Consider the following 20,164-nt stretch of genomic DNA (forward strand, 5'->3'; position numbering starts at 1 on the left):
CCTGTCGCCATGAGCATTGATCCCGAGCCGGCGCCGCGGCGGTCCCGCCGCGGCGTCCGGGCCGTCGCGGCCGGCCTGTTCGTGGCCGCGGCCGCCGCGGCCACCGTCAGCCAGACCGACGCCTTCGCCTCGAACACCGCGCCCGGCCCGCGCCCGTTGCAGACCAGGGCGTCGGCCGCCGCCCGGCTGGCGCCCGCGCAGGGGGCGCTCCTGGGCCACTACTACGGCAACGGCAGCATCGCGCAGACCGACAAGCGGATCGGCCGCAAACCGGCCGTCCACCTCACCTACTACGACTTCGCGCAGGACGACTGGGTCCGGTCGCCGGTCAGCGCCGCCGACTTCGCCGACGGCCGGATCCCGCTGGTCAACGTCGAACCCAACGACGTCGACTTCGCCGACATCATCGACGGCGCGTACGACCCGATGCTGCGCCGGCGCGCCGACGACGCCAAGGCGCTCGGCCGGCAGTTCTTCGTCGACTTCGCGGCGGAGATGAACGGGGACGAGGGCTGGGGCGGCCACGACCCCGCGACGTACGTCGCCGCCTGGCGCCACATCCACGACCTCTTCGTCGCGCGCGGAGCCACCAACGTCGTCTGGGCCTGGTGCCCGAACAACGAGGACGCCGAGGACTCGCCGCCGGCGATGGACTACTACCCCGGCGACGCGTACGTCGACTGGACCGGCATCGACGGCTACAACTGGGGCACCTCGGACCCGGACTTCGAGTGGCAGAGCTTCCGCTCCGTCTTCGCCGGCCTGTACGCCCAGCTCGCCGCGAAGGGCAAGCCGATCATCATCGCCGAGACGGCCTCGGACGAGGCGGGCGGCAGCAAGGCGTCCTGGATCGCCGGCATCATCCCGACGCTGCGCAGCACGTACCCGTTGATCAAGGCAGTGGTCTGGTTCGACGTCGACAAGGAACGCCACTGGCAGATCAACTCCTCGTCCTCGGCGCTGTCGGCGTACCGGAAGATGGCGAAGGACCCGTACCTGAACCCCTGAGACGGCGGGCGGCTTGCATCCGGTACCCGGGTACGGGCTTACCGTCGAGCCATGACCACCACCGACCAGCCGTGGGCACCCGACGCCTGCACGCTGCCCACCGCCGGACGCCCGCTGCGCCTGGCCGAGTTCGACGCGCTGTTCGCCTCGGCCGCCCGGCACATCGACGTCGTCACGCCGACCCGCGCGGTGATCCGGCTCGCCGGCCCGCGCGGGCTCGCGGCCACCGTGCGGGACCTGACCGCCCGGGAGACGGCGTGCTGCTCGTTCTTCACCTTCACGGTCACCGCCGCGCCGGCGGCCGTGGGCGAGGAGGTCAGCCTGCACGTGGACGTACCCGTCGAGTACGCCCACGTGCTGCGGGCGCTCGCGGAGCGCGCCGCTTCCGTGGCACCGCGGATCGCGGCATGACCGCCGGGCTGCGGTCCGGCGAGGTCGCCGAGCAGGCCGGGCTGAACATCCAGACGCTGAGGTACTACGAACGCCGCGGCATCCTCGCCGAACCGGGCCGCTCACCCGGCGGGCACCGGCTCTACCCGCCGGACACCGTCGCGCTGCTCGGTGTGATCAAGGCGGCCCAGCGGCTCGGTTTCACCCTCGACGAGGTGGCCGACCTGCTGCGCACCGGACGCCGCCGGCATCCCGGCAGGGACCTGCGGGAACGCGCCCAGGAAAAGATCACCGAGATCGACGCGAAGATCGCGCACCTCACCGCGATCCGCGGCGCGCTGGCCGAGGTCGTCGACGCCCGGTGCGACAGCCTCACCGACTGCACGTGCACGGACTGCCCCATCCCGTTCCTGACCATCAGCACCCGGCGCCCGGCCGGAGAAGGAGGACCCGCATGAGCCGCCCCGGCACGGTCACCGGAGGGCTGGCGGCGCTGGCCTGTGCCGCCTGCTGCGCCCTCCCGCTGTTCATCGCCGCGGGCGTTCTCACCGGCGCGGCCGCGGCCCTGCTCGAGCGGACCCTGCTCGCCGTCGCCGCCGGCCTGGCCGTCGCGGCGCTGGCCATGGGGTGGGGCCACAGCCGCCGCGGCAAGCGGTGCGTCGCGGCCGGCGACCCGGCCGGTGGATGCGGGGCTACGGGATGCGCCTGCGTCCGCTAGCCTCCACCGGATGATCAAGCTTTTCGCCGGGCTCGCCCTCGGCGCCGTCCTCGCCCTGACAGGCTGCACCGATGACGACGCCACGACCGGCAAGGCAGCGGCGGCCGCCCCGGCCAGCTCGGCTCCGGCGAACACCGACGCGGTCTGCAAGCGGTGGATGGCGGCACAGCAGCCGTTCCTCATGAACACCGCCCCCGAGGCGAAGGCGTACGCCAAGGCCATGGCCGACTCGTACCAGGGCAAGAAGACGGCCGGCGCCCAGGAGATCCAGCGGGCGTACTGGTCCGGATGGGCCGACGCCGTCCGGCCGCTCGTGGCGCAGGCGGACACGCCCGCGCTCAAGGCGGCGCTCACCGCCGAGGTCACCGAGCTCGACCGCCGGGCCACCGCGAGGACGGCCGACGCCTCCGAGCAGGCGTTCGGGCCGATCCAGGAGCTCTGCCTGCACGCCGGCGGCCCGGGCCCGACGGTCGGCACCGTGCAGTGAGCCGCCGGTAGGATCGGCGGGTGCAGACGACGGACCCGGCCCGGACGCTCAAGTGGTACGCGGTCCTCGCCGCGATCTTCTTCGGCATCATCCCGGCGGTGATGGTGGCGATGCTCGTGGCCCGCGGCAACACCCCGCGATCGGTGGGGCTGCTGCTGATCGGCGGGGTGCCGCTGGTGCTCGCCGGGTTCCTCAGCATCGCGCAGGGTTTCCGGGCGGCCGACCCGGAGCACGCCGAGCGCCGGCTGCGGCTGGGGATGGCGTTCATCGCCGGGGCGGACGTGCTGCTGCTCGGCGGCAACGCGCTGATCCGGATGATGGCCGGCTGACCGTCAGCTGCCGGCGTACTTCTTGAGGTCGTCCTTGAACGCGAGCTTCTCGCACTCCTGCTCGTCCGCGTACGCCTTGTTGGCGCTGGTGTTGTCGCCGTACATCAGGGCCACCGGGTCGCCGCCGACGGTCACCTCGTGGCCGTGTTCCTTCAGGCATTGGGCGGTCTCGCGCAGCCGGTCCACGTAGCGGGGGTTGGTCCGCGCCTCGCGCTCCATCCAGGTCTCCGGGTACAGGTGGTCGCACGCGCGGGCCGCCGCCTTGCTCTTCGGGTCGTCGCCCATCCGGGGCTTCGGTCCCGATCCGACGGTGGCCCCCTCCTTGCGCAGGCACTGGGTGAAGATCGCCACGTAGCGGTCGAACTCCTCCCGGCCGTCGTCGGGCCGCAGCACCGGCCGCTCCGGGACGCCCGTCGAGGCCGGCTGTCCCGGGGCGGCGGAATCCAGCGTGGCGACCCGTGAGTTCCCGGAGGATGCGGGCTGACTGCAGGCCGCGGCCGCGAACAGGCACAGTGCGGCGGCGGCGAGACCTCTGATCGACATGCGCCCACTATCGGGGCCGCGTGTCAGGAAGCTGTCAGGGTGAACGTCACGTCGTCCACGTCGAACGCGGTGACGCCGTTGCCGGCCGACTCGCCGGCATAGAAGCTGACCGTGGCCGTACGGTCCGTGGCCGCCGCGGCGGCCCCCATGCCGTGGGTCGTCCACTGTGCCGGGTGGTCGAAGGCCAGCGAGAACATCGTCTTCGGCGGTGTGCCGGTCACCGCCAGCCCGACGTTGAGGTAGTCGCCGCGGGCGGTCTCGGTGGTCGTCGCCCGCGCCCAGAACCCCACGGTGAGGGTGCAGCCGGCCGGGATCGTCACGGTGGTGCGGACCAGGTCGGTACGGGTGACGCGAACGCCGCGTACGCCCGTCCGGTGTGCGCGGGCCGCGCCGGATCGCCCAGGACGACGATGCGCGGGCCCGCCTCCCACCCGGCGGTGCCGCGCTCGAAGCTGGGGTTCGGGTGGAGCTGGCCGGCGCAGGGTGCCTCGGCGCCGGGCCGGGCCTGGGCGGCGGCGCCCGTGGTGATGAGCAGCCCGGCGACGGCCGCGGCCGCGATGACGGAAGCCTTCATGATTCCCCCGTGGTCAGATATCGGGGCCTGTCGATGCGTACTCTAGCCCAGCTGGTCGCGCCGGCGGGTCAGGTACGCGGACTCCGCCGTGTTCCCGGCCAGCTCGATCGCCGCGTCGTACGCCGCCCGGGCCTCCTGGCTCCGGCCCATCCGCCGCAACAGCTCGGCGCGGGTCGCGTGGAGGGCGTGGTAGCCGGCGAGCCGGGCGCCGAGGCGGTCCACGGCCGCCAGCGCCACCTCCGGCCCGTCGAGCTCGGCGACCGCGATGGCCCGGTTCAGGGCGACGACCGGCGACGGGTCGAGGCTGACGAGCTGGTCGTACAGGGCGACGATCTGCGACCAGTCGGTGTCTCGGGCCTCGCGCGCGTAGGTGTGCACGGCGTTGATCGCGGCGAGGATCTGGTAGCGGCCCGGCGCCACCCCGGTGGCCAGGCGCTCCCGGACCAGCCGGTGCCCCTCGGCGATCAGCGCCCGGTCCCAGGCACCCCGATCCTGCTCGTGCAGGGGAACCAGCTCACCGCTGCGCGAGACCCGAGCGGGGCGGCGCGCCTCGGTGAGCAGCATCAGCGCGAGCAGGCCCGCCACCTCGCCGTCCTCCGGCAGCAGGGCCCGGATCAGCCGGGCGAGCCGGATCGCCTCGGCGGTCAGGTCCGCGCGCACGGGATCGGTGCCGGGGCCGGTCGCCAGGTAGCCCTCGTTGAAGACGAGGAACAGCACGGCGAGCACGCCGGACACCCGGGCCGGGAGGTCCTCGGCGGCCGGCACCCGGTACGGGATCCGCGCCGCCTTGATCTTCGCCTTCGCCCGGGTGATCCGCTGCCCCATCGTGGCCTCCGGCACCAGGAAGGCGCGGGAGATCTCCACCATGCTCAGGCCGCCCACCAGGCGCAGCGTCAGGGCGATCCGGGCCTCCGTCGCCAGCGCCGGGTGACAGCAGGTGAAGATCAGCCGGAGCCGTTCGTCGTCGATGGCGCCGAGCGGCTCGTGCGGGGTGTCGTCGTCCATCAGCCGCGCCTGCATCTGCTTGTCGTCGCGCTTGCTCTCGCGGCGGATCCGGTCGATCGCCCGGCGGTTGGCGGTCAAGGTCAGCCAGGCGCCGGGGTTCGCGGGTACGCCCTCGGCCGGCCAGCGCTCGACCGCTGTCGCGAACGCCTCGGCCGCCGCCTCCTCGGCGACGTCGAGGTCCCCGAAGCGCCGGGTCAGGGACGCGACCACCCGCGCCCACTGTTCGCGGTGGGCCCGGGTGACCGCCTCGTGGACGTCGCTCATTCGCTCAGGAACGGGCGCACCTCGACCTTGCGGTTGCAGTGTCCCGACGCCTCGGTGGCGAGCTTGAGCGCCACGTCGAGGTCGGGCGCCTCGATGATCCAGAAGCCGGCGATGTGCTCCTTCGACTCCACGTACGGCCCGTCGGTGACCACGGGCTCCGCGCCCCGGTTGTCGATGACGGTGGCCGTGGCTGGCGCACCGAGGCCGCCGGCGAACACCCAGTGCCCCTCGGCCTGCAGCCGGTCGTTGAACGCGTCGATGGCCGTCATCTCCTCCGGGGTCGCGAGGTCCGTCCGGTCGTAGATCACGGAGAACAGGTAGTGCATCTCGGTTCCTCTCTGTGTGCCGCCGCTCAACCCTGCAACGAACGACCGCGCCCGGATCCGACAATCGAACCCATGAAATCTCTGTACGCGTACCGGCAGCGCGCCGAGGCCGTGCTCGGCCGGTACTTCGACGACCTGCCGGACCGCCTCCTCCCGGCGGCCGGGCGCTGGCCCGGGCGCAGCGTCGGCCTCCTGCGCGATCTGACCCTGCGGGGCGGCAAGCGGCTGCGGGCGGCCGTCGTCTACGCGGCGGCCGGGCTGGTGACCGGCGCCGACGTGCCCGGGCTCGACAGCGCGGTGCTGGGCGTCGAGCTGCTGCACACCCACGGTCTCGTGCACGACGACATCATCGACGACGCGCCCACCCGCCGGGGCGGTCCGTCGACGTACCACGCGTACCGGGCCGAGGTCGCGGACCCGGCGGCGCGCAACCTGGCGATCCTCGCGGGCGACCTCGCGGCGTTCCTGTCCGTGCGGGCCGTGCTCGACGCGCCGGTGCCGGCCGGCGTGCGCCAGGCCATGGCGGCGGTGCTGACCCGGGCCGCCGCCGACGCGGTGCTGGGGCAGATCCTGGACCTCGAGCGCGACGCCACACCGGACGCCGGCGCCGGCTTCCTCGACGTGGTCACCGATCACAAGAGCGCACGCTATTCCATCCTCGCCCCGCTCCAGCTCGGTCTGCTCGCCGCCGGCGCCGAGCCCGCAGACCACGAGGAAGAGCTGCGACGGTACGCGTGGTCCGCCGGCATCTACGAGCAGATGCGCGACGACTACCTGGACCTCTTCGGCGACGAGGGCGTCACCGGCAAACCGGTCGGCGGCGACATCCGGGCCGGGCGGCGCACGTACGTGGTGCGCGCCCTGCTGGAGGCGCCGCAGACCCGGCGCCTGCTGCTGCCCGCGCTCGGTGACCCGGCCGTCACCCCCGAGGTCGTCGCGGAGCTGCGGGACCGGGCGGTCGGGTGCGGGATCGCCGGGCGGCTGCGTGACGCAATCCGGCACCACGCCCGGACGGCCGCCGCCGAGGCCGCGACGTGGCGCTGGTGGCGTACCGAGGCAACGGCGTTCTTCCGCGATCTTCCGCTGGTCAGCATGGACCGGATCAGCTGACATCCGCGCTCCGTCCGGCGCCGGACGGCGCGACGGGCTAGCGTGGGTCCGACGTGGGGAGCTGTGCATGAGTCTGGAAAAGGTCATCTTCGGCTTCTTCGTGCTGCTGGCCGCGACGCTCAACTTCGGGTTCTTCATCGGCGACCTGTCCGACCCGGCGCTGCACAACGTGTACGAGCTGTTCGCCGCGGTCGTGGTCAGCCTCATCGCGACCGTGCTGAAGTTCGGCGACCGCACCCAGATCGGCGCGGTGCACCTCGCGACCAGCCTCGTCGCGGACCTCCAGCTGATCGCGGCCGCGCTGGTCTGGGGCTATTCCACCCAGATCTCCTCGACCGGCCTGGACGGGGCGGCGATGGCCAGCGTGGTGTCGCTGTCCGGCGGCGCCCTGCTGGCCAACCTGGTCTCCGTCGTGCTGCTCGTGATCGAGACAGTGTCCTTCCACCGCCGGTGAGGGGAGGTGCCGTGGCCGGTCCGGCCCTGCGCAAGTGGCGGCTGTCCGCCCGGTCCGCGGAGACGTCCTCCACGATCTTCCTGATCCTGCGCCGGATGCGGGCGCCGCTGATCGTCCTCATCACGATCTTCGCCGTCAGCGTGCTCGGGCTCACCCTCATCCCCGGCCGGGACGAGGCCGGGCACGCCGTCCGGATGGGCTTCTTCGACGCGTTCTACTTCATGAGCTACACGGCGACGACCATCGGGTACGGCGAGATCCCCCAGCCCTTCACCGGCGGGCAGCGGCTGTGGGTGATGGCCACGATCTACCTGACCGTCGTCGGGTGGGCGTACGCGATCGGGTCGCTGCTGACCCTCCTGCAGGACCGCGCGTTCCGGCAGGCGCTGGCGCTGCAGCGGTTCACCCGTACGGTGGCCCGGCTGCGGGAGCCGTTCCTGCTGATCGTCGGGTACGGGCAGACCGGGCAGCTGCTCGGCCGCTCGCTGGACGCCATCGGCCGCCGCTTCGTGGTGCTCGACGCGTCCGGCGAACGCGTCGACGTGCTGGACATCGACTCGTACCACGCCGACGTGCCGGGCCTGGCCGCCGACGCCGGCGACCCGCAGGCGCTGGGCGTGGCCGGCCTCGGGCACCCGCGCTGCGAGGGCGTGCTCGCGCTGACCGACGACGACGAGGTCAACCTGGTCGTCGCCATGACCGCCGCGCTGCTGCGGCCCGGCCTGCCGGTGATCGCCCGGACCGTGTCGCCGGCGATCGAGCAGCGGATGCGGGCCTTCGGCTCCCCCGCCGTCGTCAACCCGTTCGACCGCTTCGGCGACCACCTGCGGGTCGCGCTGCGCTCACCGGCGTCGTACCAGCTGATGTCCTGGCTGGAGAGCGGCCCGGGCGCGGAACTGCCGCAGCGGGGCCGGCCGCCCACCGCCGGGCGGTGGGTGATCTGCGGCTACGGCCGCTTCGGCAGGAAGCTCGCCGACGACCTGCGCGCGGAGGGTCTGGAGATCACCGTCATCGACGTACGGCCGGACGCGGTCGCCGGGCCCGGCATCGTGGGCGACGCCTCCGAGCCGGCCGTGATGGCCCGCGCCGAGCTGGACCGGGCGGTCGGCTTCGTCGCGGGCACCGACAACGACACGACGAACCTGTCCCTCATCGCCGCCGCCCGCCGGATCAACCCCGCCCTGTTCATCGCGTCCCGGCAGAACCGGCCCGCCAGCGCGCCCCTGTTCGCCGCGATGGACACCGACCGCCTGCTGGTGCCGACCGAGACCGTGGCCCGGGAGATCTACGCGCAGCTGAGCACCCCGCTGCTCTGGCGCTTCCTGCAGGACATGCCGGGCCGCGGCGACGACTGGGCCGCCGGGATCATCGACCGCCTCACCCGGCTCTGCGGCCCCCACCTGGGCAGCGTGTGGAAGGTCGAACTGACCAGCCGCGACGCGCCGGCGCTCGAACCGTACGTGCGAACGGGCGACGCCACGGTCGGCGGCCTGCTCCGGAGCCCGCAGGACCGGGACCAGTCCGTCGCCGCCGTACCGCTGCTGCTGCACCGCGACTCCGGAACCATCCTCGGCCCGGACGGCGACATCACCCTGGAGCCCGGCGACCAGCTGCTCCTCGCCGGGCGCCCGTCGGCCCGCCGGGCGCTGCTCGACACCATGACCCACCACGCCGTCAGCGAGTACGTGCTGACCGGCCGTACGGTTCCCTCGGGCTGGCTGTGGCAGCGTGTCACCGGCAAGGTGCCCCGCAGACCGTCCTCATGAGACGGTGCGCAGCTCCCGGCTCGAGTTGTTCAGCGCGCGCCCGCCGTCGTCAGTGACCGTGACGATGTCCTCGATCCGTACGCCGAACCGGCCGGGCAGGTAGATCCCCGGCTCGATCGAGAAACACATGCCGGGCACCAGCGGCTGCGTCTCGCCCTCCACGATGTACGGCGGCTCGTGCGTGGACAGCCCGATCCCGTGCCCGGTGCGGTGGATGAAGTACTCGCCGTAACCCGCGCCGGCGATCACCCCGCGGGCGACCCGGTCGATCTCCTGACAGGCGACCCCCGGCCGGACCGCCTCGAACGCCGCCCGCTGCGCCCGCCGGACGACCTCGAACACCTCCCGCTCCTCGTCGTCCGGCTCGCCGACGTGCACCGTGCGCGTGGTGTCGGAGGCGTACCCGTCGAGCAGCCCGCCGAAGTCCAGGACGACCATGTCCCCCTCCCGGATCGTCCGGTCACCCATCTCGTGATGCGGGTCGGCACCGTTCGGGCCCGAGCCGACGACCGTGAAGTCCACCCGCTCATGCCCGTGCTCGCGCAGGAGGGCGGCGAGGTCCGCGCCGACGTCCCGCTCCCGCCGCCCGGCGAACCGCACCCCGGCGATCCGCTCGAACGCCGCATCGGCCGCAGCGCCCGCGGCCGCCAGCCGCTCCAGCTCGCCGGCATCCTTGACCGCCCGCACCATCGGCAGGGCCGCGGTCATCGAGACGTACCGGGACCGCGGCGAGGCCTGCTGCAGGGCGAGCACGTGCAGGGCCCACGCCGAGTCCGAGATCGCGAAGGTGCCGGGCGGGTCCAGCAGCTCCGCGACGCGGGCGTACGGATCGGTCCCGTCGGCCCAGCCGGCGAGCTCGAGGACGGCCGCACCGGGGGCCCGCTCGGCGTCGGCCCGCTCCAGCAGCGGGGCGATCAGGAACGGCTCGCGGCCGGGCCGCAGGACCAGCATGGTGAGCCGCTCGGTCTCCGCGGGCGGCCGATATCCGATGAGGTACGCAAGGTCGGGGCCGGGCGTCACCAGCAGCCCGGCCAGCCCGGCCGCGACCGCCTGCTCGGTGGCCCGCCGCATCCGCCCGGTGAAGGTCTCCGTCGAAATGGACTGCATATGACGATTTCTATCAGGCGTTGCTCCCGGCCGACGCCGGCTCCGAGCCCTGGGCGGCGAGGCGTTGGGCCTGGGAGCGGCTCTGGCGATACTCCAGCGCTACCGGCGTCTCCTCGTACTGCAACAGATTGCCGGCCAGGTCCTTGAGATGCTGTTTCGCTTCGGCCGGAGTCGCGTAGAAGAATTCCCGCCGGTGGTTGACCATGTTGACCCGCCGGTCGGCCAGCCGGGAGTGCATGGCGGCCTCGATTCCCACCGCGTCGTCGGAGAAGAACAACGCATGGACGTCGAAGGTGAACGGAACCGACGCGTCGCCCAGCTCGCGCACCCGGTCCATCGGATCGAGTCGCCGCGTCATACCAACTTTGATCATTCCTTCGCCGAACGCGCCGAGGTTCGAGATCACGTATACGTAGCCGGCGCGAACATTGGCGGCGCGGTAATCGACGTCCTGAATCGCGGTATCGATCTGGGCGAGCCGCTCCTGCAGCTGAGCCAGCCCGTCAGTGTCGCCCGTGGCCTGGAGTGCCGCGACGGCGTTCGCGTAGTGCTGACGTTCTTTGTCCAGCCGAGCCCGCTCCCGCTCGATCTCCTGCTGGAGCCGGCGCTCCTCCCGAAGCCGCGCCTTCTCCTCCCGGTCGCGTTCCTTCTCCTCCGCGAGCTTCTCCTGGTAGTCGCTGGTGAGACCGAGTTCCTGAACCCGAAGCCGGTGGTATTCCTCGGTGATGCGGATGTCCATCGTCTTGCCGAGCCGGGCGATGGTGGCGGCGACCTTGCCGAGCCGGTCGATCGCGGCCGGCAACTTGTAGGGCTTCAGCGTCCGGACCAGATTGTCGGCTTCGGCGTTGTACGCCCGCAGCATCAACTTGGAGTAGTCGCGGAGCATGGCACGCCCCTGAGCGTCCGACCCGTTGACGGTCCAGCCGGCCGCGGACCGCACCGCCCCACCCTCCGCCTTGGCCATCGCCTTGATGCGTTCCTGCAGGCCGGCCAGGGCGTCCTGGTACGCGACCGCATCGCTGAGCGGATGTTGATATTCATAGACGCCGACCTCCTGCAGGAGCGCCTTCTCCTCGGTCACCACGACCTGCTGTCTCAGCTCGTCGAGCCGGCGCTGCAGCTCCGCTTGCTCTGCCCGGCTCTTCGCCGTCAGCTCCGCGATCTCCTGTTCCAGGCGGCGGCGATAGTCCTCCAGCTCCTCGATCCGAAAGACCCCGAGCCGTTCCATCCGGGCGCGCAGGTCCTCAAGCTCAGCACGAAGCTGAGTCGCCTCGGCTGCCAGCTCGCGTGCCTTCCCGCGAGCCCCGAACAACGGGATGCCAGCGCCAGTTGCGTCCGGCGGAGGAGACGTATGCGCCGTGGGCGTCGGAAGTGGCGGCTCCAGCACCGGGGGAGGCGCCGCTGCCACCGCGCTGGCCGTGCCGGTCCCGGGAATCCACAACTGCCATCCCGGCGGCACGGGTCCCCAGGCCGGGTCCGGCACCCATCCGGGCGGTGGCGTCCAGCCTGGAGGCGGTGCAGGCCAGTTCGGCGGTGCCTGGAAGCGGAACCCGGACGATTGATTTCTCCCTGCCGGTGTCGGCATCGCCGGGACGGAGCTCGGCCGCGTGGGTGCCGGGGCAGGCTCCAGCTGCGCACGACCCGGGATCAAGGGCACGGTACTCGGGAGAACCGGCGCGGGGCTCGGGGCCGGAGGGGCGGGGCTCGGGGCGACGGGTACAGGGGCCGGCGGTGCGATGACAGCGGCGGGTCTCTGCACCGGCACGGCGGCGTCCGCAGCACGACCCAGCCAGCTGTCCGCCAGGTCGTGAGCGCGTGCCGCGTACAGGACGACCTCCGCCTTGATCCGGTTGCCCTTCACGACGGCCCGGGCGCCGGTGACCAAGTCACTCTCGCCCAGGTGCCGGATGGCGGGCAGCATGTCGCCGCTCATCCTCGGAGTGAGCTGACCGATCCGGGCCCCGTCGATACGTACCTCGACGAGGCTGCGCGAGCTGCGCAGGAGCTCCTCGGTGATCTCGTGCAGGGTCGCGTACACCCAGCATTCGCCCTCCGGGCGCAACCAGGGCAGCAGCGCGTTCAGGTGCGCGTGCTCGCCGGTGACCTGAATGGCCGTTCCCGCGGGCATCATCCGGTGCGGCTCGATGGGCGGCTGGTTCGCCGGCACGAGCATGTGCGGCTCAGCCAGGTCGAGCCGCACGGAGGCCCGGAAACCGTCCCGGTCCTGGGAGCCGGCCGACCACTGGGCCGCCCAGATGCGGGAGGACACCTGGGGCGTCCATCCTCGTGCGACCAATGCCAGCAGTACGGATGAGTACCGGGCCGCCTCCTGGCGAGGCAGGTAGCCGAGCTGGTGGGGTCCCGACCAGACCCCGACCGCATGCCGATCATGTTTGTTCAACGGCTCGGGAATCAATTGCACCGTGGCCGTGATCTCGGCACCGTCAGAGGTCAAACGCGATCCAACAAGGGCCTTGATCGCATTCGTGTAGTGGGACTCCCCCACCACATCGAGAGACGCCCATCCTCGCTGACCCCAGAGATCAAATGCTGCTGACATGGCGGACACGGTACGGAACTCCGCGCGCGACAAGGTGCTTCAACGCTCCTGCGAACCTCCTTTCCACCCAGCCGGAACGTCGGCGAAATAGAGAAGATCAGGGGTAGACGGGAGCCTGTTGGTCTCTATTTCATCGTCCCGCCTAGTTGCCGGCGCTCTCGTAGCGGCGCATTCCGCGCTTGAAGATGATCGCCGCTGCGGCCGCGCAGTACACCGCGACCAGGGGTGTCAGCAGGCCGATCCAGCGCGACTGCCCGCTGTCCAGCAGGTACGCGACCGGGAAGAAGCTGATGAACGCGAACGGCAGCGCCGCGCCGAGGGCTGCCTTGAGCGCCAGGGGGTAGATCGAGAGGGGGAAGCGGGCGAGGTCGCCGACCTGGTGCATCGCGAACGCGAACAGCGGGGTGGGGCTGGAGAGCCAGAACGACACCGCGTTGGTGGCCAGGTTGATCGACAGCTTGATGACCACCGAGCTGATCAGCAGCACCACGCCGAGCAGCACCCGCCACGGTGTCCAGGCGATGTCCACGTGGGCCAGGCCCGTACTGATCATGATGGTGCCCATGACGATGTTGCTCAGGCCGTTGACGCCGATGTTGGCGCTGCTGGACTGCAGGGCCACCGGGTACGGGCGGACCAGGAAGTAGTCGAGCTCGCCGCGGTTGATCTGCCAGGCCAGGGACCACATGCCGTCGAAGAACAGCGAGCCGACGCCCTCGGCGAGGGCCACCGCGCCGAACATCATCAACACGGACCAGAACGTCCAGCCGTTGAGCGCCGGGACCTTCGCGAACAGCGCCGCCAGGAAGACGATGTTGACGACCTGCATCAGCACCGTGGCCACGACGAGGATCACGAAGTCGGCCTCGTACTCCAGCAGGGACCGGAAGTGGGCGCCCAGCAGCCGCAGGTAGAGCCGTACGGTTCGCATGTCAGCCTCCGTTCACGGTGAGCCGGCGAAGGCCCGCGCGCCACACCAGGCGCGCGCCGAACCACAGGACGAGGACCCAGCCGAGCTGCACGGCGACGAGCTGCAGCCCGTGCCGGCCGTCGACGCGGCCCAGGAAGATCAACGCGGGGGTCGAGGTGAGCCCGGCGAACGGCGACCACTGGGCCACCGAGGCCAGCCAGCCCGGCAGGTACGCCAGCGGGATCAGCGCGCCGGACAGCAGGTTCACCACGGCCAGGCGCGCCCACTGCACACCCATGTAGTTCTGCGTCCAGAAGCAGGTCAGCGTGCTCACGTAGACGATCAGGAACTTCAGCGGTACGAGCAGCAGCATGCTCGTGACGAACAGAGCGAGCGCCGGCGCGGCCGGGGTGTCCACGCCGCCCGTGACCGCCAGCGTGATGCCGACGACCACGCCGATGAGGATCAGCTCGATCCACAGGCCGCCGACCGCCTCGGCGAACCGGGCCTTCTGGTAGTCGATCGGCTTGACGAGGTCCAGCGCGACGTCGCCGTCGAGGATGCGGAACGCCATCCGGAAGTCGCCCAGCAGCGAGACCACCGTGCCCGCGGCGAACGCCACCAGCAGGTACGCCCGCATCTGCGGCCAGGTGAAGCCGTTGACCGCGGACTCCGCGAGGATCACCCGCCACACCGCCAGCAACGCGACGAGCTGGACCAGGACCGCGCCCAGGCCGAGCAGCAGGCTGAACCGGTACGCGAGCGCCGCCTTCGCGGTGGCCCGGATCAGGGCCCGGTAGCTCCTCATCCGAGCACCAGCTCACCGGAGTACACGCGCCGGATCACGTCCTCGATGCTGGGCTCGTCCACCCGGAAGTCCACCAGCTCGGTGAGGCCGGCCAGCGTGGTCACCGCCTGCCCGGCCGTCATGGCGAACCGGTCGAAGCGCACCGCGTACCGCAGCGGGGTGTCCTCGGCCTCGACCTCCGCGCCGGGCAGCGACGCCCGCAGGGTCTCCAGCGGCACCGGCCCGGCGGTCTCGAGGTGCAGGATCCGTTCCCGCGCGAACCGGTCCTTCACCGCCTCGAGGTCGCCGTCGAAGATGATCCGGCCCTGGTCGATGATCACCAGCCGCCGGCAGAAGCCCTCGATGTCGGCCAGGTCGTGGCTGGTCAGCATGACGGTCGTGCCCTCGTCGCGGATGCTGCGGAAGAACTCCCGGACGCGGTCCTTCACCGCCAGGTCGAGCCCGATGGTGGGTTCGTCCAGGTAGACCACCTGCGGGCCGTGCACCAGCGCCGCCGCGAGGTCGGCGCGCATCCGCTGGCCCAGCGACAGCTTGCGCCCGACCACCGGCAGGATCTCGCCGAGCTCGAGGACCTCGTCGAAGCGGGCCATCCGCTTGCGGTAGGTGGCGTGGTCGACGCCGTAGATGTCGCGCAGCACGGCGAGCGACTCGGCCACCGGCAGGTCCCACCAGAGCTGCGTCCGCTGCCCGAACAGCACGCCGATGCGGTGCGCCACGGTGGTGCGGTCGCGCTGCGGGTGCAGGCCGTCGATGCGTACGTCGCCGGCGGTGGGAACCAGGATGCCGCTGAGCAGCTTGACGGTCGTCGACTTGCCGGCGCCGTTGGGGCCGACGTACGCCACCGCCTCACCGGCCTCGATGGACAGGTCGACGTGGTCGACCGCGACCTTGTCGGTGAAGCGGCGTGCGAACAGGTGCCGGACCGCCCCGGCCAGGCCGGGTCCCTTGTCCGGGCGGCGGAACACCTTGGTCAGGCCCTGGGCCTCCACGATCGGCATACGAAAGCAACCCCCGTCTGGATGCCGACATTGACCGGCACCACCGTACGGAACCGCTTCCGGAGCGCAAGCCCATTTCCTACGTGCATCGCAACGCGGGACCGTCCTGGCGGCACCACAGCGCCGCGCCCGGCCGGTACGTGGTCGCGTACCCGACATAGTGGTAGTCGCTGTTGAGGCCGTTGTTGTGCGGCGCTCGCCCGGCCGGGTCGAACGGCCGCACCGACAGGTGCGCCGGCGGCCGGCCGGTCGACCCGGCGGTGACCGGCAGCGTGAGCGTCCCCGGGGCGATGCCGTCGCGGACCCAGCGCACCAGCGGCGTCATCATGTCCACCACCGTGGCGGGGTCGCCGTCCACCGGTTGCCCGCACGGGCAGTGGTACAGGCCGGGGATCATGTAGAGGCGGGAGAACGACTGCGCGCGGGTGAAGCCGCCGGACCACCGGCTGACCTCGCGGTAGTAGTCCAGGCTCTCGAACGGTGGGATCGCCTGATCCGCCCAGCCGTGATAAATGATCAGCTTGCCGCCGCGGGCCGCGAACCGGCGCAGGTCGGGGTTGGTCGCGTCGTAGATGTCGCCGACCTCCTGCAGCCGCCGGTGCTCGGCGACCGTGAAGCGCACGTCGCGCAGGCCCATGGTGACCGGCGGGTTGTGCCAGAAGGCGGCGTTGCGCAGATAGTTCAATCCCAGGGCCGCCGCCACGGTGTCCCCGGGGGCCGCCGCGTCCGCCGCCGGCTGCACGGCCCACACCTGCCAGGCCAGCTCCGAGCCGTACGGCATGCCGCCGTCGAACAGGTTGCGGCCCCGCCTGTCGACCGGACCCCGGTAGAACGCGCGGACCACGGCGATCTGGGGCGCGGTCAGGCAGGCGGGCGTGTCGGTTCCCGCGGGACAGCGCAGCGCCGAGGGCTGGAAAGTGCACGCGCGCGGATCGGTGATGACCCCGTCCGCGCCGGCGCAGGCCCGCATCACCGCGGCGTGCAGCGCGGGCAGCTTCTCCGCGGTGAGGATCTGCCGGTCGTGGCGGTCGAGGTTCACCCGGGCCAGCCAGGGCTCGAAGAGCCCGGCGAGCGCCGACCAGTTGTTGGCCGGCGCACCGGCGACGATGCCGTCGAAGTCCCCGGGGAAGCGCTGCGCCAGGTCGAGTGCCTCGTGACCGCCGTCCGAGACGCCGTCGAAGTACCGGCGGGCCGCGTCGCGCCCGTAGTACGCGCGGATCAGGGCGCGGGCGGTGATCGCCATGCTGTGCTCGGACGAATAGCCGAAGACCACCCGCAGCTGCGGGTCGTCGCGCGCCCACAGGGTGTCCGTGTTGACCGCAGCCTCGTGGCCCTGGTCGTCGGCCGCGACGACGAGCTCGCCGTTGCCCAGCGCCGGGAACGGCGCCTGGTAGCCGCTGGTCCGGGACGGGTCGGTCAGCGACAGCCCGACGGCCCCGCAGAAGCCGCCGCAGCCCTGCTGCAGGTAGTCGCCGGCCCACGTGGACACCGGCAGCAGCACCTCGAAGCGGGTCTGCGGGCTGATGTACCCGGTGACGGAGCAGTACCGGTGTCCCTCGCGCGTCACCTCGGCGGCGCCGCCGACCGACGTCCGCACCCGCGCGAGGTCGAGGGTGGCCAGCGCCGGGCACGAGACCACGGGTGCGATGCGGCCCGGCGCCACCGCGGGCTGCGGCGCGGCCCCGGCGCCCGACCCCACCCCGACCGCGGCGCCGAGGGTGATCACGGACGTGGCCAGGGCGGCGATTCGACGGGTGAGCCGGGACATGGGACTCACTCCTTCCTGCGGTGGCGCAGCCGTTGCATCGTCCGTCCGGGCAGAGATCGAAGTCAATGCGTGTGGCCGGGCCACCTTCCACTGCGCGGCGTTTTTGTGATAGACCGACGACGATGCGTGACATCTAGCGTGATCGACACGAGGAGACCGCATGGGCCAGCCGATCAGCCGTCGCTCCGTCCTGGCCGCCGGCGCGGGCGCAGCCGCCGGGCTCACCCTTCCCGGAGCGGCCGCTCGGGCCGGCGGCCATCCGGGCACCCGGGTGCGGTTCACGCTCAACGCCGAGACGCTCGACGGCGGCGAGCAGGTCACCTCAATCACCCTCGGCACGGCCCGCGTCGGCCGGGTCGACCCGGCGAGCCTGACCACCGGCACCTTCAGCGTGCACGCCCGGGCCACCAGCCCGATCCCGATCGCGCCCGGCGACCAGATCTTCAGCGAGTACGACCTGGACCGCACGGTGACCGCCGCCCGGCTCGACCGGCACGGCGACATCGTGCTGGAGCTCGCGTACGCCGAGGGTCAGGTCGGCGGCGGAACGCTCGGCTACATCGCCGGCCGCGGCCGCAACGTCCAGCTCGACCTCGACTACACCGTCACGCAGAACGCCCCGGTGGTCGTCCGCGGGCACCGCCCCGTGATGTTCTCGGACCTCGTCCAGGGCCGGCTGTCCAACCCGGAGGTCGACGCGTTCAGCTACCACACCTCCGGGTCGGGCATGAAATACCGCCTGTACTCGCCGCACCGCCGCGCCGCCGGCCGCCGGGGGCACCCGCTCGTCGTCTGGCTGCACGGCGGCGGCGAGGGCGCCTCGCTCCCCGACAACTACTACGACAACGAGACCACGCTGCGCGCCAACCGCGGGGCGCTCGGCTTCGCGACCGACGAGGCCCAGCGGATCTTCTCCGGCGCGTACGTCGTGGCGCCGCAGAGCACCTCGTACTGGCTCGAGGACGGCGACCGCTTCGCCCCGCTCATCCGCGAGATCGTCGGCGACCTGGCGCGCCGGCACCGGATCGACCGGGACCGCATCTACGTCGCCGGGTGCAGCAACGGCGGCTACATGAGCCTGAAGATGACCGTCGAGTACCCCCGGCTGTTCGCCGCCTCCGTACCGGTCTGCGGGGTCGTCGAGTCGCTGCAGCCCGGCGGCCCGAGGGTGATCACCGACGACGAGCTGCGCGGCATCCGTACGCCGACCTGGCTGGTCGCCTCCCGCGACGACGACACCGTGCCGCCGGAGACCAACACCGTGCACGCGCACGACCTCATCCCGGGCTCCCTGATCACGCTGTACGACCACGTCGTCCGGAACGGCCACCAGTTCCCCGGCCACTGGTCCTGGATCTACGTGGCCCGCAACGACCCGAGCGTCCACGGCACGCACATCTGGCAGTGGATGGCGGAGCAACGGCGCTGACCGCCGGCGCCCGGCGTGCCCGGCCGGGCGGGGGCTGATCAGGCCGCGGTCGCCAAGACCATCACCCGGTCGCGGCCGGCGTTCTTGGCGGCGTACAGCATCCGGTCCGCGTCGGCGAGCAGGGCCGGCACCGCGTCGTCGCCGAGGGTTGCGGTCGCCCCGACGCTGACGGTCACCGGCAGCTCGCCGGTCACCGGGCGCCAGCGGTGCGAGGCGACCGCCTGGCGCAGCGCCTCCAGCGTGCTCGCGGCCTGCCCGGCGGCGATGCCCGGCAGCACCACGAGGAATTCCTCGCCGCCCATCCGGGCGACGAAGCCCGTCTCGGCCACCGTCTGCTGCACGGAGCGCAGCTGCTGGGCCACCGCCACCAGCACCTCGTCGCCGGTGTCGTGGGACAGCGTGTCGTTGATGCGCTTGAAGTGGTCGATGTCCACCAGCGCGATGGTCAGCGGCGAGCGGGTCTCGGCGGCGAGGGCGACCGCGGCGGGCAGGTGGTCGTCCACGTAGCGCCGGTTGTGCAGGCCGGTGAGCGGGTCGCGCAGGGCCTGCTCGCGGTAGCGTTCCGCGTCGTTGCGGGCCTGGGCCGTCTCGAACATCACCTGCCGGGTGGACGCGCGTGCCTCCTGCTGGGCGGAGCGGAGCAGCTCGCCCGCCGCGTGGTAGCGCTTGTACTCGACGAAGGCCTGCTCGAAGGCGCCCGTCGCGGCGTACAGCTCGGCCTGTTCGGCCATCACGGCCACCCCGACGCCGGTGAGCTCCCGTTCCTCGCACAGCGCGCGGCTGCGGTCGAGGCTCTGCTGCGCGCGGCGGAGCGCGCCGATGCCACGCTGGGCCCGGGCCAGGGTGAGGATGGCCTCCGCCAGGTCGTGCATCTCGTACCAGAGCGGCGTCTCCACCAGGGAGAGCAGCGTCTGCTCGGCCGCCGCGTACCGGCCGAGGGCGATCTCGATGTTCGCGACCGTGTCGCGTTCGACGATGAGGAAGCCGCGGCCCAGGGTGGCGGCGACCACGCGCATCCGCCCGGCGACGGTCGCCGCGGCGGCCAGCTCGCCGGCCTCGAACTCGGTGTACGCGCGGTTGTTCAGCACCTGCAGCCGCCGGTGCAGATCGCCCATGGCGATCGCCAGCTGCTCGGCCTCCCGGTAGCGCTCGCGCGCCGCGGCGATGGAGCCGACGTCGCCGAGGGCGTTCGCCAGCCGGAGCAGGTAGATCACCCGCAGGCCCGGCGCCGCGTCCTCCTCGAGCAGCTCGGTGGCGCTGATCGCGTGCTCGAGGCTGGCGGCGTGGTCGCCGAGGTAGTTGTAGGTCAGCGCGAGGTGGAAGTGGCTGCGGGCCAGCAGCGGGCGGGACCCCAGGTCCTGCGCCCGCCGCCGGACCTCCAGGAACACCTGGGCCGCGCTGCCGCGGTCGCCGTTGCGCTGCTCCATGTCGGCCCGGACCAGCCGGGCGCGCAGCTGCAGGACGGTCTCGCCGCAGGCCCGGGCCTGCAGCTCGATGGCCGTGGCGGACGCCAGGTTCGCACCGATGTCGTGACCCTGGTACTGCTCCAGGTCATCCAACGAGCGGGCGAGCCCCGGTGCGTCCACCACGCCTCCTCACGTCATTCACGG

At 72.2% G+C, this 20,164-nt stretch carries 22 protein-coding genes; 10 read left to right on the plus strand and 12 right to left on the minus strand.

Features of this window, described 5'->3' with window-relative positions; genetic code table 11:
* Positions 1-9: 9 nt before the first annotated feature.
* Genes COUCH_RS27595 through COUCH_RS27620 form a run of 6 tightly spaced genes read left to right on the plus strand, consistent with a single transcriptional unit; the run spans position 10 to position 2,932 of the window.
* Entirely contained in the window at positions 10-1,008 is a 999-nt protein-coding gene (locus tag COUCH_RS27595) for a glycoside hydrolase family 26 protein (protein ID WP_249608131.1), read from the plus strand.
* 51 nt (positions 1,009-1,059) lie between these two features.
* The gene (locus tag COUCH_RS27600) at positions 1,060-1,419 is read left to right on the plus strand and encodes a hypothetical protein (protein ID WP_249608132.1); all 360 of its coding nucleotides are present in this window, start codon (positions 1,060-1,062) and stop codon (positions 1,417-1,419) included.
* Positions 1,416-1,856 carry a MerR family transcriptional regulator gene (locus COUCH_RS27605; RefSeq protein ID WP_249608133.1) on the plus strand — a complete coding sequence of 147 codons (441 nt, stop codon included), beginning with the start codon at positions 1,416-1,418 and terminating at the stop codon, positions 1,854-1,856. The genes COUCH_RS27600 and COUCH_RS27605 overlap by 4 nt, the downstream gene beginning before the upstream one ends.
* Positions 1,853-2,116, plus strand: a complete 264-nt coding sequence (locus tag COUCH_RS27610) for a hypothetical protein (RefSeq protein WP_249608134.1) — start codon at positions 1,853-1,855, stop codon at positions 2,114-2,116. The genes COUCH_RS27605 and COUCH_RS27610 overlap by 4 nt, the downstream gene beginning before the upstream one ends.
* A gap of 10 nt (positions 2,117-2,126) precedes the next feature.
* Positions 2,127-2,603 (plus strand): hypothetical protein, encoded by a 477-nt coding sequence (locus COUCH_RS27615; RefSeq protein WP_249608135.1) that lies wholly within the window; start codon positions 2,127-2,129, stop codon positions 2,601-2,603.
* 20 nt (positions 2,604-2,623) lie between these two features.
* Positions 2,624-2,932 carry a hypothetical protein gene (locus tag COUCH_RS27620; protein ID WP_249608136.1) on the plus strand — a complete coding sequence of 103 codons (309 nt, stop codon included), beginning with the start codon at positions 2,624-2,626 and terminating at the stop codon, positions 2,930-2,932.
* Positions 2,933-2,935: 3 nt separating this feature from the next.
* Here the strand turns inward: COUCH_RS27620 and COUCH_RS27625 are convergent, their stop codons facing one another.
* From COUCH_RS27625 to COUCH_RS27645, 5 genes are read right to left on the minus strand one after another with little or no spacing between them, the layout of a single operon-like run.
* On the minus strand, positions 2,936-3,475 hold the full coding sequence (locus tag COUCH_RS27625; protein WP_249608137.1) for a hypothetical protein: 540 nt from the start codon (positions 3,473-3,475) through the stop codon (positions 2,936-2,938).
* A 23-nt stretch (positions 3,476-3,498) separates the two neighbouring features.
* The gene (locus COUCH_RS27630; protein ID WP_249608138.1) at positions 3,499-3,795 is read right to left on the minus strand and encodes a hypothetical protein; all 297 of its coding nucleotides are present in this window, start codon (positions 3,793-3,795) and stop codon (positions 3,499-3,501) included.
* A complete protein-coding gene (locus COUCH_RS27635) occupies positions 3,792-4,049 on the minus strand; it encodes a hypothetical protein (RefSeq protein ID WP_249608139.1) in 258 nt (85 codons plus the stop codon). The genes COUCH_RS27630 and COUCH_RS27635 overlap by 4 nt, the downstream gene beginning before the upstream one ends.
* Positions 4,050-4,091: 42 nt before the next feature.
* Positions 4,092-5,318, minus strand: coding sequence for an RNA polymerase sigma factor (locus tag COUCH_RS27640; protein WP_249608140.1), 1,227 nt, complete (start codon positions 5,316-5,318; stop codon positions 4,092-4,094).
* On the minus strand, positions 5,315-5,644 hold the full coding sequence (locus COUCH_RS27645; RefSeq protein ID WP_249608141.1) for a YciI family protein: 330 nt from the start codon (positions 5,642-5,644) through the stop codon (positions 5,315-5,317). The genes COUCH_RS27640 and COUCH_RS27645 overlap by 4 nt, the downstream gene beginning before the upstream one ends.
* Before the next feature lie 72 nt (positions 5,645-5,716).
* Here COUCH_RS27645 and COUCH_RS27650 point away from each other — a divergent pair, with 72 nt between their 5' ends.
* The 3 genes from COUCH_RS27650 to COUCH_RS27660 all read left to right on the plus strand — a co-directional run bounded on the left by COUCH_RS27650 (position 5,717) and on the right by COUCH_RS27660 (position 8,974).
* The gene (locus tag COUCH_RS27650; protein WP_249608142.1) at positions 5,717-6,754 is read left to right on the plus strand and encodes a polyprenyl synthetase family protein; all 1,038 of its coding nucleotides are present in this window, start codon (positions 5,717-5,719) and stop codon (positions 6,752-6,754) included.
* 67 nt (positions 6,755-6,821) lie between these two features.
* Positions 6,822-7,208, plus strand: a complete 387-nt coding sequence (locus tag COUCH_RS27655) for a DUF6394 family protein (protein ID WP_249608143.1) — start codon at positions 6,822-6,824, stop codon at positions 7,206-7,208.
* 11 nt (positions 7,209-7,219) lie between these two features.
* Positions 7,220-8,974, plus strand: coding sequence for a potassium channel family protein (locus COUCH_RS27660; RefSeq protein WP_249608144.1), 1,755 nt, complete (start codon positions 7,220-7,222; stop codon positions 8,972-8,974).
* Here the strand turns inward: COUCH_RS27660 and COUCH_RS27665 are convergent.
* From COUCH_RS27665 to COUCH_RS27690, 6 genes are all read right to left on the minus strand, one after another.
* On the minus strand, positions 8,969-10,081 hold the full coding sequence (locus COUCH_RS27665; protein WP_249608145.1) for an aminopeptidase P family protein: 1,113 nt from the start codon (positions 10,079-10,081) through the stop codon (positions 8,969-8,971). The two genes, COUCH_RS27660 and COUCH_RS27665, sit on opposite strands and share 6 nt — an antisense overlap.
* 13 nt (positions 10,082-10,094) lie before the next feature.
* Positions 10,095-12,641 (minus strand): DUF4041 domain-containing protein, encoded by a 2,547-nt coding sequence (locus COUCH_RS27670; protein ID WP_249608146.1) that lies wholly within the window; start codon positions 12,639-12,641, stop codon positions 10,095-10,097.
* Between the two features lie 142 nt (positions 12,642-12,783).
* On the minus strand, positions 12,784-13,572 hold the full coding sequence (locus COUCH_RS27675; RefSeq protein WP_249608147.1) for an ABC transporter permease: 789 nt from the start codon (positions 13,570-13,572) through the stop codon (positions 12,784-12,786).
* Position 13,573: 1 nt separating this feature from the next.
* Positions 13,574-14,359, minus strand: a complete 786-nt coding sequence (locus COUCH_RS27680; RefSeq protein ID WP_249608148.1) for an ABC transporter permease — start codon at positions 14,357-14,359, stop codon at positions 13,574-13,576.
* Entirely contained in the window at positions 14,356-15,357 is a 1,002-nt protein-coding gene (locus COUCH_RS27685; protein ID WP_249608149.1) for an ABC transporter ATP-binding protein, read from the minus strand. The genes COUCH_RS27680 and COUCH_RS27685 overlap by 4 nt, the downstream gene beginning before the upstream one ends.
* Positions 15,358-15,436: 79 nt before the next feature.
* Positions 15,437-17,125 carry a tannase/feruloyl esterase family alpha/beta hydrolase gene (locus COUCH_RS27690; RefSeq protein ID WP_249608150.1) on the minus strand — a complete coding sequence of 563 codons (1,689 nt, stop codon included), beginning with the start codon at positions 17,123-17,125 and terminating at the stop codon, positions 15,437-15,439.
* A 160-nt stretch (positions 17,126-17,285) separates the two neighbouring features.
* On the opposite strand from COUCH_RS27690, the gene COUCH_RS27695 reads away from it, so the two are divergent.
* The gene (locus tag COUCH_RS27695) at positions 17,286-18,554 is read left to right on the plus strand and encodes a prolyl oligopeptidase family serine peptidase (protein WP_249608151.1); all 1,269 of its coding nucleotides are present in this window, start codon (positions 17,286-17,288) and stop codon (positions 18,552-18,554) included.
* 38 nt (positions 18,555-18,592) lie between these two features.
* Here COUCH_RS27695 and COUCH_RS27700 read toward each other — a convergent pair whose 3' ends face one another.
* Positions 18,593-20,140 carry a GGDEF domain-containing protein gene (locus COUCH_RS27700; protein ID WP_249608152.1) on the minus strand — a complete coding sequence of 516 codons (1,548 nt, stop codon included), beginning with the start codon at positions 20,138-20,140 and terminating at the stop codon, positions 18,593-18,595.
* Positions 20,141-20,164 lie beyond the last annotated feature (24 nt).

Source organism: Couchioplanes caeruleus, from assembly GCF_023499255.1.
Classification (GTDB): Bacteria; Actinomycetota; Actinomycetes; order Mycobacteriales; family Micromonosporaceae; genus Actinoplanes; species Actinoplanes caeruleus_A.